Annotated in this window: 7 protein-coding genes; 6 read left to right on the top strand and 1 reads right to left on the bottom strand. The window is 49.2% G+C overall.

What is annotated here, in order from left to right; all coding sequences use genetic code 11:
* The coding region (locus L693_RS0107615; RefSeq protein WP_025716757.1) for a DUF7507 domain-containing protein at positions 1-6,596 on the bottom strand (6,596 nt) is incomplete at its 3' end.
* A gap of 441 nt (positions 6,597-7,037) precedes the next feature.
* Here L693_RS0107615 and hpf point away from each other — a divergent pair.
* The 6 genes from hpf to L693_RS0107655 all read left to right on the top strand — a co-directional run.
* Entirely contained in the window at positions 7,038-7,598 is a 561-nt protein-coding gene (gene hpf, locus L693_RS0107630; RefSeq protein ID WP_025716758.1) for a ribosome hibernation-promoting factor, HPF/YfiA family, read from the top strand.
* Between the two features lie 371 nt (positions 7,599-7,969).
* Entirely contained in the window at positions 7,970-10,420 is a 2,451-nt protein-coding gene (gene secA, locus L693_RS0107635; protein ID WP_025716759.1) for a preprotein translocase subunit SecA, read from the top strand.
* 511 nt (positions 10,421-10,931) lie between these two features.
* A protein-coding gene (gene prfB / locus L693_RS0107640) for a peptide chain release factor 2 (RefSeq protein WP_155983781.1) occupies positions 10,932-12,045 on the top strand; the annotation gives its coding sequence in 2 pieces (ribosomal slippage) (positions 10,932-11,003 and positions 11,005-12,045; 1,113 coding nt in all).
* A 98-nt stretch (positions 12,046-12,143) separates the two neighbouring features.
* Positions 12,144-13,043 (top strand): YitT family protein, encoded by a 900-nt coding sequence (locus L693_RS0107645; RefSeq protein WP_025716761.1) that lies wholly within the window; start codon positions 12,144-12,146, stop codon positions 13,041-13,043.
* 338 nt (positions 13,044-13,381) lie between these two features.
* Positions 13,382-14,431 (top strand): N-acetyl-gamma-glutamyl-phosphate reductase, encoded by a 1,050-nt coding sequence (argC, locus tag L693_RS0107650; protein WP_025716762.1) that lies wholly within the window; start codon positions 13,382-13,384, stop codon positions 14,429-14,431.
* A gap of 105 nt (positions 14,432-14,536) precedes the next feature.
* A partial coding sequence (locus tag L693_RS0107655; protein WP_025716763.1) for a bifunctional ornithine acetyltransferase/N-acetylglutamate synthase occupies positions 14,537-14,878 on the top strand: 342 nt, incomplete at its 3' end.

A 14,878-nucleotide genomic window follows, 5' to 3' on the forward strand; every position in this document is an offset into this window, starting at 1 on the left:
CCATTCACTGTTACACTACCGGGAACAAAGCTGGTACCAGGTGGTAGCGGATCAGATACGACGGCATTAACCACTTGGCTGATTCCGTTATTGGTAGCAATCACGGTATACGTTATGGTATCTCCGACGACGGCATCGGTAGCGGAGGCTGTTTTGGTAACGTCGACCTCCGGCGAAGAGACGAAGACGGTGACAGTTGGAGAGACTGCGCTTCCCGTCAGCACGCGGCCATCCGGCGGTTGGTAGCTGAAAGCGGTAGTCGCCTGATTAACCAGTGTACCTGATGCGGGCAATGAGGTAATAAGGATCTGGAAGGTGAGAGCGACGGTCGTAGCAGCACCTATGATACCTAATGGAATCCCGGCGGTTGGGTCTGAACCAGGCGCGGCAGTACCATTGATCACTACACTGTTGGGAATAAAGGTAGCCCCGGTTGGAATTGGATCGCTAAGGATGGTATCTGCCCCAATGTTTCCAGCGTTAGTAACCGTAAACGTATAGGTGACTGTATCTCCAACCGTAGCTCTTCCCGTTCCTGCGCTTTTAGCTACGGTAACGATCGGTTGATATACAGGAATGGTAACGGGACTGGACACAGAAAATCCATTAAAGGCTCCTGAAGTGAAGTTGACGGTGGCTTCATTGGTAATGGATGCTGGTGACGGCAGGGATTGTACGTTAAGCAAAAAGCGAATTGTCGCACCGCCACCGGCACCGAGTGTCCCGACAGGAATGCCGTTTTGCGGGTTGGCTGAAGCAACAGGCGTGCCATTGATTGTAACGCTACCCGGTACAAAAGCGGTTCCGAAAGGAATGGTATCGGTAACGATGACGTTAGTAACGGGATCAAGTCCGTTATTGAAGGCGGTAATGACATAAGGAACAGAATCGCCCACGACGGCGTCGGCCACATCAGACGCCTTTGTAACGGTTACGTTGGGCGAAGAGATCGGAATGGATACAGGCAGGGCTGATCCGCTGCCGGTTAACGTTCGTCCGTCCGGCAGCTGGAACGTATAGTTCACATTTGCCTGGTTGGTCAGTATGGAGCCAGGCGGTACAGATATGACTACGGCGCTGAACGTGACAGTTACCGTAGTACCTGGTGCAACGGAACCGATATTAATTCCTGTAAGGGGGTCCGCTCCGGGAATGGGCGCCCCGTTGACCAGAACACTATTTTGATTCAGGCTGAGTGAGCTGGACAGCAGATCAAGCACGACCGTTTGTGCAGGCGTGTTGCCGGTATTGGTTACCGTGATGACAAAACCAAGCGTATTTCCTACGGTTGCGCGATCTGCGCTGATGGTGTTGGTCACATTCAAAATCGGCTGCAATACAGGCAGGCTGACCTGGTTAGAGATGGATTGCCCCGCGAAAGCCCCTGAATTAAAGGAAACGGTCGCTTGATCTGTGGACAAACCTGATGCCGGTAAGGATGTTACCGTGGCCTGAAAGGTGACTGTTACCGAGCTGGCAGCAGGGATAGAGCCTACGGCAACGCCTGTGGCGATGTTGGCTCCTGGTATAGTGACACCGTTTACTTGTACGGAGTTAGCTACAAAGGTAGTGCCGTCAGCAATCGGATCAATAAAGACGGTTCCTGTCACGGGTGTAATGTCGTTGTTCACTGCGGTGATCGTATACGTAATGGTATCTCCGAAGGCGACGGCGGTTTGGTTGACCGTTTTGGTCACGGCGACATTAGGATTGGATACAGGTATGAAAACCGGATTCGATTGAACACTTCCGTTCAAGGTTCGACCGTCCGGCGGCTGGAAGGTGAAAGTGGCAGAGCCTTGATTTAACAGGCCTAAGCCGACTGGGACCGCATTAATAACGACCTGAAAAGTGAGAGAGACAGAGGCACCCGCAGCAATGCTTCCAACTGGCACCCCTGCTTGGGGTGTGGCTCCAGCAACAGGCAGACCGTTTACGGTGACACTGTTAGGAACAAAGGAAGAACCCGCTGGAATAGCATCGGTAAAGGTAGCATTCGCCGCTAAATTCCCTGTATTTTGGGCAGTCAGTGTATAGACCACTGTATCGCCTACAGTTGCTTGGCTTGTATTGGCGGTTTTGACAAGGCTGATAATAGGCTGGAAAACGGGAACGACAACCGTGTTGGAGAGTGATGTGAAATTCAGTGTGCCGTTGGTAAAAGAAACGGAGGCCTGATCGCTCAGTTGAGGCGGCTGGGGCAGGCTGTTGACCGATACGGAAAAAGTAACGGTTGTTAACGCACCCGCAGCGATCGAGCCGACTGGAATTCCTGTCAGGGGACTGGCTGATGGCAGCGTTGTTCCATTTACGATAACCGAGCCAGAAATAAAGGTTGAACCAGCAGGAATCGTATCGGTTACGCGAACATCTGTCACGGTTTCGATGCCGCTATTGGTAGCTGTAATGGTGTAGGTTAGCGTATCACCAGGAACCGCGTCAGTGGCTGAAGCACTTTTGGTAACCTGCACATTCGGTGACGATACAGGAATTGTAACAATATTGGACGAAACATTGCCGTTAACAATCCGGCCATCCGGCGGTTGAAAGGAAAAGCTGATATTCGCCTGGTCGGTGAGTTGGGGAGGTAAAGGCACGGAAGTAATCACCACCTGAAAAGTTGTTTGGACTACGGCTCCGGGTGCAATGGAGCCAATAGACAGACCTGTTGCGGGACTGGCGCCCGGAACAGGAGCACCGTTAACGACCACACTGTTCGGTACCAGTGCCGAGCCTGTGGGGATATTGTCTGTCAATGTGGCAGCAGCGGCTATGTTACCGCTGTTGGTCACCGCCACGGAATACGTTACGATATCGCCAACCGTTGCCCGTATGGGATCAGCAGTTTTACTTATAGCCAGCACGGGGGCATTGACGTTTACCGTTACCGGATTAGATACAGATACGCCTGAAAATGAACCGCTGGTGAAGCTGGCACGCGCTTGGTTGGTGAGTTGCGGCGGACTCGGCAAAGGAGAGGATACCGTCACCCTGAAAGTGATCGTAACCCCCCCTCCTGCGGCAATGCTTCCAATCGGGATACCTATTGATGGATCTCCGCTGGTCACGACTGAGCCGTTAAGCGTCACGCTGCCCACAGTAAATTGGGAGCCAGACGGGATAGGGTCGGAAACGACCACATTGTTCACCGTCTGGGTTCCATTGTTGAGGACCGTGAGAGTATACAGCACCGAATCACCTGGAATAGCGGTAGAACGGTTAGCCGTCTTGGATATGGACACATTTGGCGCAGACACAGGAATGGATAATACATTGGACGACGCACTATCTGTTCGTACCCGTCCATCTGGCAAGGTAAAGGAAATCGCGGCGGTAGCCTGATCAGTCAGTTGGGGCGGCGTTGGAAGTGAAGCTACTGCGGTTTGAAACGTCAGTGTAATAGGACTCTGCGGCGATACGGTGCCGATGAAAACACCCGTTGCAGGGCTGGCTCCAGGCTGACTGACGCCATTGATAACCACGCTGTTCTCCAAAAATGTTGATCCGGCAGGAATAGCATCAGTCAGCGTCACAGAGGCATTATAGTTACCACTATTTGTGACCAGCAATGTGTACAGAATCGTGTCGCCTATCGTAGCTGCTGTTGTATTCGCGGATTTGCCTACGCGGATGCGAGGCTGGTAAACCGGTACAGAGACGGTATTTGTCTGGGATGTTCCGGTAAAAGTACCGCTAGTGAAGCTGACGCTGGCTGTGTTTTGCAGCGGTTGTACGGACGGTACGACATTGACCAGTACAGCGTAGGACACCTGTACAGATGCGCCTGACCCGATGGTGCCAACAGAAATGCCGCTTCTAGGATCGGCAGCGCTCACAGGCGAACCGCCCAAGGTCACGCTACCTGGTACAAAGGACACGCCGCCGGGGAGCGGATCGGTAATGACGGTATTGGTGATCGGATCAATCCCGTTGTTGACAGCGGTCACGCTGTAGGTCAGCGTTTCACCTACACTAACGGATGTAAAACTGGCAGATTTGGTTACCGACACGCTAGGCAGAGAAATGGACACGGAAACAATATTGGATAGAAGTGAGCCGGAAAGAGTTCTCCCGTCTTGCAGCTGATACGTATATTGGAGCAGTCCCTGATCGTTTAATCCACCCCCAGGTGGAAGGGAATCAACGGTCACACGGAACGAGACAGTGATCTGTGCTCCGGGATTGATGGTGCCCACCGAAATCCCCGTGTTGGGATTTGCACCTGGAACAGAGGACCCTCCGACAATGACACTCCCAGGAATAAAAGTGGAGCCAGTGGGTACGGTTTCGGTCAAGGTTGTGTTTAAGACGGCTGTTCCGGTATTGGCGATCAGAAAAGAATAAGTGACCGTTCCGCCTACGCTGGCACGATTGGAGCTGGCGCTTTTGGTGATAGTTGGAGCCGCAAGCATGACAGGGATGGTTACAAGATTGGACAAGGATGATCCGGTAAAGGCGCCGGATGTGAAACTGACGGTTGCCCGGTTATTAATCTGTGCAGGAGACGGCAAAGCGTTGATGGCGGCCCGAAATACAACCGTAACTGATGCGCCTGGAGCCAGAGTGCCAACCGGAATTCCGTTTATAGGCGTAGCTGTTGTAGCTGCTGTTCCGTTCACAGTGACACTGCCAGGTACGAAGGCAACTCCGCTGGGCAGGGGGTCAGTGACTACTACATTGGTTACATTCTCGATTCCATTGTTCGTAGCGGTTACAGTGAACTGAACGGTTTCTCCAACGGCTGCCGCCGACAGTGAAGAGGCTTTGGTCACGGTCACATTCGGCGAGGATACGGGAATGGTGAGCGTGTTGGACGTACCGTTTCCGTTTAATACACGTCCGTCAGGAGGTGTAAAGGTATACGTGTAGGTTGCCTGATCGGCTAGATTACCAGAAGCTGGAACGGAATTGACAAGGGTCTGGAAAGTGACTGGTATTGTAGCATTGGTATTGATGGTTCCTACCAAGAAGCCTGTAGCAGGATTGGCAGCAGGGACGGAAGAGCCGCCAATGGTCACGCTGCCTGGGATAAAGGTTGATCCGGCTGGAATACTCTCTGTAAAGCTAAGATTTGCAGCAATGCTGCCTGTGTTCGATATCTGGAATGTGTACGTAATGGTGTCCCCGACCGTAGCGGCCGTTGTATTGGCACTTTTAACAATCCTGATGACGGGTTGATAGATCGGCGTACTCGCAGTATTGGACGGAACATTACCGGAAATGACAGGACCGCCTGGCACAGTCTGGAAGGAAAAGGACGCCGATGCTTGATTGCTCAGTTGAGCGTCTGCCGGCAATGAAGTGACCGTTGCACGGAAGGTAGCAGTCACCGTGGAAGCAGGAGCCACGCTGCCCACTGTAATTCCGGTGGCAGGATTGGCTGTTGGCTGGGCTGTGCCCGCGACAATGACGCTTCCGGATACAAAGGTGGCCCCTGCAGGTATGATGTCGGTAAGCACGGTGTCGGAGGCGCTGACTAGTCCTGTATTCGAAATATTAATGGTATAGGTCACTGTATCGCCAATGACCAAACCTGTAGAACTGGCCGTTTTAGTCAGGGTCACCAGCGGAGCATTGATATCAATTTGAATCGCGTTGGCATTGACGGTGTAAATATCGCCATTGGTTGTCAGTTGGAGGACACCTGTGGTTTGGCTGTTGAGTAGTGTGGAGGAAATATCGACGTTGGTAATGTCCCAGCCTTGCCGTCCGCCTGTGACCTGTGTTCCAGGTGTCCCGTTCACGGCATTGGTTGTGCCAAATGTTCCCGTCGTGACCAGTGTGCCGTCATCTCCGTTAATTTGGGAAGCGAAAAAATTAGTTGAAAAGTTGTTGGGCCCAGACAACGCAGTCAAACTGGATGTAGTAGGTCCGAACAACGCACGATCTCCAGTGATGTCGACGTCGCCTTCCTGCGCGCTAATCAGCGCTCTGCCGCGTAAAGTCCCCTGTACGGGCGTAGCAAAGCCGCTCACGACTACGTTGACCGATCCTGTAGCGCTACTGACTCCTTCGCCGCCCACGCGCAGCGACAGATTGCGGAAGGGCAGAGACGGGTTGTTGTACACTACAGCCAGCGTCCAGCCGGCATGGTTGGTGTTGGTGGAATCGGGAACGGTGATGGTGCCCGTCACATTTCCAACCGTGTATGCTCCTGCGCCGCCTTGAATGACCAGATTTGTCACATTCGCCGTTCTTACATAAGTACCGAGACTGGTTACGTTGACCGATGTTGCAGAATCAGGACTGACTGTAGTAGATAAAGCGGGTGTCTGGAATGTGACCGGGTTGCTGGCGCTGGACAATACATTGGTGCTGCCGTTGGCATAACTTCCTCCCCAAATAAGCTCTGCATACAGCACCGTACTACCCGCGGGAAGCACAAGGAAAGCTGTTGATGAGTTACTTGTAATTGCAGATGTAGTGCCTAATGGATACGTGCCGAAGCGGGAAGCTGTATTGGTTGTGATGAAAGCACCAATGCTGGTTGTTGTTCCCGGCACTCCTACCGAATTGGAACGTGCCAGTCCAAGTGTATTCCCGATAAAGGTGACAGCCCCCGTCTGGTTCGTTACGTAGCGCTGAATAAAAGCCATGGATTAGCTTCCTACTTTCCATCTCTCCCGAACCCAAATATTAGGGAAATCATCGCTTGGGAAGAGCCAGCTAAGCTGGATGTAATAATCCTTTCGTATAAATTGCCTGCATTGTAACCAGGCCCTTGCATACATCCCATTCTCCTATACCTGATTCAGAGTGAAAAAGACATCCCTCCTTTTTTTAAATAAGTAGCTGAGGCAAGAAGGACAGATAGTTGTCGGTCACGATGCTGGCGGAGCAAATTTTTATATATGCGCTCATTATTCAAATATGTATGCAAGCGAATTTTAAACATGACCTTTTTCAAAGAATGACGTTATCTGAAGCGTTTTATCGAAAAATGATGAGTTTTGTAAAATAGCTTCGAAATGTTGGGCGTTTTTTTTACTTGGCGTTAACATATGTGTTATACTGAAGGAGCAAAGGAGGCGTGCCCTATGAACTTAACAGTACGAGGTCAACAGATCGAGGTTACCGACGCTTTGAAGGACTACGTTGATAAGAAATTCAGCAGACTTGAAAAGTATTTCGATGCACCCCCGACGTCTGACGGAAGTGTAACGTTAAGCACAACCAGAGATTTGCACACTGTAGAAGTAACCATTCCTTTGCCGGGGCTTGTACTCCGTGCCGAAGACGAAAGCGATGACATGTATGCGTCCATTGATGCCGTGGTAGACAAGCTTGAGCGGCAAATCCGCAAGAACAAAACCAAGTTAAACCGAAAATTCCGTCAGAAAGGCAGTTTGAAGACTCTTTTTGTGGAAGATCCGGCAGGCGGCGTGGTTGTAGCTGAGGATGAGGATGCAGAATTGGATGAGCTGGAAGTCGTTCGCACCAAGCGTTTCTTATTGAAACCTATGGATGTAGAAGAAGCTATTCTTCAAATGAACATGGTTGGACATAATTTCTTCGTATTTGCCAATATTGATAACGAAGAAGTTAGCGTAGTCTACAAACGCAACGACGGCAAGTACGGTCTGATCGAACGGGAATAATTTGTAGAGTAGTAACTTATCGTTTTAAAATGAATAGTTCGTTTTCAGTGAAGGCATGTTTTATGGATATTTTATGGATATTAGCGAAAATGATAATAACGACGAGCCTTATCCTTGCGAATCTGGCGGGGTAGGGCTCTTTTATATGGTATTTCATGCGTCAATTGCTTTGGTATCTTTAACCGGATGTAATTCCAGAGACTGCTTATGTTGCGGCATGTCCTACAAACTGTTACAATTTATGCAAAGAACATCGCACGATGGGCTGGTATAGCCGGGCCTGTCAAACATATCGGGAATCAATTTCATCATGGACCCTTTCTTATTGTGAAATTGATTCTATTAATTGTTTTGCGCGAAAGGGGTAAACCATGCTAGGAATTGTTAAGAAAATTTTTGGTGATACAAATGAACGTGACGTCAAACGTTTAATGAAGACGGTTGAACTGATCAATAAAATAGAGCCGGATTTTGAGAAGCTCTCGGATGAGGAGCTGAAAGCGAAGACGGCGGAGTTTAAAGAGCGGATTGAACAAGGTGCTACGGCTGAAGAAGTTCTACCGGAAGCTTTTGCAACCGTTCGTGAAGCGTCGAAGCGGGTGCTGGGCAAACGTCATTATGACGTTCAGATGCTTGGCGGTATTGCGCTGCATGAAGGCAAGATTGCCGAAATGAAAACCGGGGAAGGTAAAACACTCGTAGGTACGCTGCCGGTTTATTTGAATGCACTGTTGGGCAAAGGCGTGCACGTGGTTACGGTCAATGACTATTTGGCACAGCGTGACAGCGGAGAAATGGGACAAATCTATAACTTCCTGGGGATGTCTGTGGGGCTGAATTTGGCGAATATGGATCATGCCGCCAAGCAGGAAGCTTATGCTTGTGATATCACATATGGTACGAACAACGAGTTCGGCTTCGATTATCTGCGCGATAATATGGTGCTTTACAAAGAGCAGATGGTACAGCGGCCATTGTACTTCTGTATTATTGATGAAGTGGATTCCATTCTCGTCGATGAGGCGCGTACACCGTTGATTATTTCAGGACAAGCTCAAAAATCGACAGAGCTGTATTTTGCGGCTGACCGTTTTGTGAAGAGCCTGAATGTCGAAGAAGATTACACGCTGGATATCAAGGTGAAGTCGGTTGCTTTGACCGAAAATGGCGTATCCAAGGCTGAAAATTTCTTCGGACTGGAAAATCTGTACGATCAGGAAAGTGTGACGATCAATCATCACATTGTACAGGCATTGAAGGCCAACGCTATTATGCGTCTGGATGTGGATTACGTTGTAGTTGACGGTGAAGTCCTGATTGTCGATGAGTTCACAGGCCGTCTGATGGCTGGACGTCGCTACAGTGATGGTTTGCATCAGGCCATTGAAGCGAAGGAAAACATCATTGTACAAAATGAAAGCATGACGCTGGCAACGATTACCTTCCAAAACTACTTCCGTATGTACCGCAAATTGGCGGGTATGACGGGTACAGCGAAAACAGAAGAAGAAGAATTTAAAAAAATCTACGGTCTGGAAGTGCTCCAAATTCCAACAAACCGGCCCAATCAGCGTGTAGATATGCCTGACGTTGTATATAAGAGCGTAAAGGGTAAATTCCATGCAGTAGTGGATGAAATTCTGGAGCGTAACAAAAAGAATCAGCCGGTATTGGTAGGTACGATTTCTATCGAAAACTCGGAGCTGCTTTCTGAGATGCTGAAACGCAAAGGCGTTCGTCATAAGGTGCTTAACGCCAAGTATCACGCTGAGGAAGCTGAGATTATTTCCCATGCAGGTCAAGCGGGTGCGGTTACTATCGCTACCAACATGGCAGGACGTGGTACTGACATCGTATTGGGCGAAGGCGTGTCAGAGCTCGGTGGATTGCATATCATCGGTACAGAGCGTCATGAATCCCGTCGTATTGATAATCAGCTTCGCGGACGTGCAGGACGTCAGGGTGATCCAGGGTCCACACAATTTTATTTGTCGCTCGGCGATGAATTAATGAAGCGTTTTGGTGCGGATAACGTACTGAATATGATGGAGCGTTTGGGCTTTGAAGAAGATCAACCAATTGAGAGCCGCATGATTACACGTGCTATCGAATCAGCGCAAAAACGCGTCGAAGGCAACAACTTTGATCAGCGTAAAATCGTTCTCCAGTACGATGATGTAATGAACCAGCAGCGTGCTATTATTTACAAACAGCGCCGTGAAGTGCTGGAATCGGAGAACATTAAGGAAATTGTGTTTGATATGATCAAGCCTGTCATCGAGCGTGTGGTGGAAGCCCATTGCGGTGATGACATTCCTGAAAACTGGGAACTTGAAGAAGTAGCAGAGTATATGAATAACAACCTGCTTGAGGAAAATGCACTTACTCGTGACGATCTGTGGGGCAAGGAAAGAGAAGAGATGGTAGAAATGATCTTCGAGAAAGTTACCGACAGATACCACAGACGTGAAGAAATGATTGGCGAAGATATGGTACGCGAGTTCGAGAAAGTTATCGTACTGCGTGCAGTTGATAGCAAATGGATGGATCATATTGATGCTATGGATCAATTGCGCCAAGGTATCCACTTGCGTGCTTACGGTGGTACTGATCCGTTGCGTGAATACCAATTTGAAGGCTTCGAAATGTTCCATGCTATGATCGCCAGCATCCAAGAGGAAGTAGCGACATACATCATGAAAGCACAAATTGAATCCAACCAAGAGCGTCAGGCTGTCGTTGATGAAGACAAAATTTCGACAAGTGGCGAACCCGCTGCACCTAAAAAGAAATCCGCCCCTGCGCGTCCACGCAGAAGATAATGAATTGAATGAAGGGATAGATATAGATACACCATTCCCTGCAATGCATATAATGGCAGGCGGCAGTTCAATCACTGACCGTCGGCCATTTTGTGCCATACAGGGGGCTAAACTGATGCTTCAGCCATGCCCTTCTGTAGGAAGGTCAGGTTGAATAATCTTTTCTTGAAAAGATTGAGTTGTCCCTGTTTCTATAATTATGACAAATAAGCAGGTCCCTGCTTGTTTGTCAGTTAATTTAGCTCTTGGACTAGGCTCACTTGACCAGAGCCAGTTATTTAAAAGCGGTTTGACTTTACGCGGTCGGTAGCGAAGCGGAGGATTTGAATCTGGAGAAGCGCTAGCGTTCGCCTTTGCAGTGAGATGCCCACCTTTGAATGTGTTATTTCAATCAGGGCATCTCGCTGCAACAGCGATCGTAAGATCAAATCATTCGCGTAGCGTCTCTTCACCCAGCCGTAACTCACAACGCTTTTATTTCCCCTAACCCTATATTAAAGGAGAATACATCATGATTGATCCAAGTGTAAAACATGATTTACGAGAAATAGGCAAGAAACTAACAAACCTTAGGGGGTCTCTTTGACTTAAATCTCAAACAGGAAATGATCGCAAACTTTGAGGAAAAGATGGCTGCGCCTGATTTTTGGGATGATAACGAAAAGGCCCAAGGTGTAATTGCCGAAATGAATGCAGTCAAGTCTTCTGTGGACAGCTATGAACAGCTTCGTCAGGAATATGAAGATGCAGGTATGATGGTTGAACTGGCTGATGAGGAAGGCGATGAAACACTGGCTGGAGAAATTGAAAATAGTGTCAAATCCCTGCTGAGCAAATTGCAGGAGTTTGAACTGCAATTGCTTTTAAATCAGCCATATGACAAGCTTAATGCGATTCTGGAGCTGCACCCGGGGGCTGGTGGTACCGAGTCCCAGGACTGGGGCCAAATGCTGCTGCGCATGTATACACGCTGGGCAGAAAAACGGGGCTTTAAGGTGGAGACCCTGGATTATCTGGCAGGGGATGAAGCGGGGATCAAAAGTGTAACCCTGTTGATCAAAGGCTATAATGCCTACGGTTATCTCAAAGCGGAGAAAGGCGTGCATCGGCTTGTTCGCATCTCTCCATTTGACTCCTCCGGCCGTCGGCATACATCGTTTGTATCCTGTGATGTGGTACCGGAAATTGCAGATGATGTGGATATTGAGATCCGCACGGAAGATCTTAAAATTGATACGTACCGGGCCAGCGGCGCGGGGGGTCAGCATATTAATACGACCGACTCAGCTGTTCGGATTACGCATTTGCCTACCGGTATTGTCGTGACTTGTCAAAATGAACGTTCCCAGATCAAGAACCGTGAGCGTGCGATGACGATGCTTCGTTCCAAGCTTTACGAGCGCAAGATCGAAGAACAACAGCAACAATTGGACGAAATCCGTGGAGAGCAGTCTGATATTGCTTGGGGCAGCCAAATTCGCTCCTACGTATTCCATCCATACAGCATGGTCAAGGATCATCGTACCAGCGTAGAAACGGGCAACGTAGGGGCTGTCATGGATGGCGATCTCGATCCGTTCATCGACGGTTACTTGCGCAGTCAAATTAAGCTGGACGCAGAATAAAGCCAGTACGTTTTTCCTACAGAACCGCAGAACGGATGCCTGCGGACTGTAGGAATTTTTGTGTATACGGTATTTTTAATTAAAGGAGAACATGAACAATGTCTCAATTGAATTCTCCCGTGGCTCGCCAAAGACGCCGCAAGCCTTGGATTGCTGCCAGCGGACCGGTACGTAATGTAACGGATATTTTGCTGATTATACTCGGCTCCTTCATTACAGCATTGACCTTCAATATGTTCCTGCTTCCAAACCGGATTGCATCCGGTGGGGTATCAGGCTTGTCTATCTTGGGCGAGGACCTGTTTGGCCTGGAACCAGCTTATACGCAGTGGGGTATGAATATTCCCCTATTCATAGCGGGAGTGCTGCTGTTAGGAAAAAAGTACGGGCTACGCTCTCTGCTGGGGAGTATTATGCTGCCCTTATTCGTGTATGTGACCAAGGATTGGGCGGTTCCGACAACGAACCCGCTGCTGGCTTCGCTGTATGGCGGGATCGGAGTGGGCTTGGGATTGGGTACCGTATTTAGGGGCAGAGGCTCAACGGGCGGACTGGCTATTTTGGCGCAAATTATTCATAAATATACGGGCTTTAGCCTTTCTCTTTGTGTCATGCTGATGGATGGCACGGTAATTACATTGGCTGGCTTTACCCTGTCACCGGAGCGTGCATTGTATGCATTGATTGGCCTGTTTGTAACAGGCAAGGTTATTGATGCTGTGGAAATGGGGTTAAGCTATTCCAAAGTCGCCTACATCATATCCAATCAGAAGGAAACGATCACACAGGCTATTTTGCAGGATCTGGATCGGGGATTGACAGAGCTGGCAGGACGTGGGGGCTACACGAACGAGGAACGTCCTGTACTTATGGTTGTGGTCGGGCAAAACGAGGTAACTCGTCTCAAAACGCTCGTTCGCTTGGTAGATCCGGAGGCTTTTGTGATCATTAGTAACACGCGTGAAGTGCTGGGAGAAGGTTTTAAAAAGGAAAGCTAAAAAAGGATAACCTGCCGGAACCCCCGTCTTATAAGACGAGGGTTTTTTGTTATGTTAAAGTGCAGGAAATGGCTAAACCAAATGATTACCAATACATGAGACAATCTTATTGCACAAGGATAGCCCTCTTCTTTTATGCAAACGGTGTATTGCTTCAATAGGAGGCCTGTCTCTTTTTTTTATTTGCGTGTGTATAGCTTGTATAGCTTGTCTCCCAAAAGAATAGGCAGGAGCATTTATTTTAAGATTTGAGAATAACATTACATTGTGTGTTGTATTTATATGAATAGAGTCGTATAATAATACATATTTCATAGGAACGGAATGGAGGAAGGTCTGTGAGCAGCAAGTTTAAAGTGGCAATTGTTGGTTCCACCGGATATGGCGGGGTGGAGCTCATTCGTTTTTTGATTCATCATCCGCAGGTAGAGATCGTATCTGTTATATCCTCGTCCAGCGCGGGTGTCCCGATCAGTGATGGGTTTCCACATCTGACGGATATTGTGGTGCAGGATTTGGACGGTGTCGATGTCCACGAAATTGCTGCCAAGGCCGATCTGGTTTTCACAGCTACGCCATCGGGCGTTAGTACGCAACTGGTACCGCAGTTGCTTGATGCCGGACTAAAGGTCATTGATCTGTCCGGGGATTTCAGGCTCCGGAGCGGAGAAACGTATGAAGCATGGTATAAAAAGCCTGCGGCTTCACCGGAATATCTCAAGCAAGCGGTATACGGACTCAGCGAGGTGTATGCAGAAAAGCTTACGGGTGTTTCTTTTATTTCTAATCCGGGCTGCTATCCAACGGCCACATTGCTGGGAATTATCCCAGCTCTGAAGGCAGATTGGATCGACCATCGAACGCTGATTGTGGATGCCAAATCCGGGGTATCCGGCTCTGGGCGGGGAACAAGTCTTGTTTCGCATTATGCAGAAATGAACGAGAACTTTAAGGCATATAAGGTGAATAAGCACCAGCATATCCCTGAAATCGAACAGGTTCTGGGCGATATTGCGGGCGAGGAGGTTACGATCACGTTTACGACACAGCTTGTGCCTATGACCCGGGGGATTATGAGTACAATCTATGTCACGCTGAAAGGTGAGCACACGGATCAGGATCTTATCGGATTATACCGAGACTATTATAAAGACCATCCTTTTGTCCGTGTACGTGGGGAAGGTGTATGGCCAGCAACGAAGGAAGTATTTGGATCCAATTATTGTGATATCGGTTTTGCAGCAGATGCCCGAACCGGGCGCCTTACGATTATTTCTGTCATTGATAATGTGGTGAAGGGTGCTGCCGGACAGGCGATTCAGAATTTAAATTTAATGATGGGATGGGAGGAGAACCTCGGGCTGGGCTTCATACCGGTATATCCGTAAGTAGCAAGTAACCGCAACAGGCTGCGGGGAACGACAGCAGGCAGAATTGGGAGCGCAAGCGCAACTGTCACTCATCCCACATGTTGCGAACGAGGGCACATAATTATGAGTAAAGTAGAATTTACAGTAGTAAACGGGGGCAACATCGTAACTCCGCGTGGCTTTACAGCCGGGGGATTGCACTGCGGACTGAAAAATACGGATCGCAACGATATTGGCGCAATCCGTTGCGAGGTAGAGGCGACAGCTGCTGCGGTGTATACCACCAATGTGTTCCAGGCTGCACCGCTGAAGGTAACCCGCGAGAGCTTGGTAGATGGCCGATTGCAGGCGGTAGTGGTGAATAGCGGGAATGCCAATGCCTGTACGGGGCAGCAAGGGGAGCAGGATGCCTACGCGATGCGTGCGGCTGCGGCTCGCGAGCTGGGTGTAGCCGAGAGCAATGTA

It is taken from the genome of Paenibacillus sp. 1-18, from assembly GCF_000520755.1.
GTDB classification, from domain to species: Bacteria; Bacillota; Bacilli; order Paenibacillales; family Paenibacillaceae; genus Paenibacillus; species Paenibacillus brasilensis.

Excerpts from the sequence above, each read along its gene's own strand:
- L693_RS0107645 (WP_025716761.1), top strand. The coding sequence starts at position 12,144 with ATGTCTCAATTGAATTCTCCCGTGGCTCGCCAAAGACGCCGCAAGCCT.
- hpf (WP_025716758.1), top strand. The coding sequence starts at position 7,038 with ATGAACTTAACAGTACGAGGTCAACAGATCGAGGTTACCGACGCTTTG.
- secA (WP_025716759.1), top strand. The coding sequence starts at position 7,970 with ATGCTAGGAATTGTTAAGAAAATTTTTGGTGATACAAATGAACGTGAC.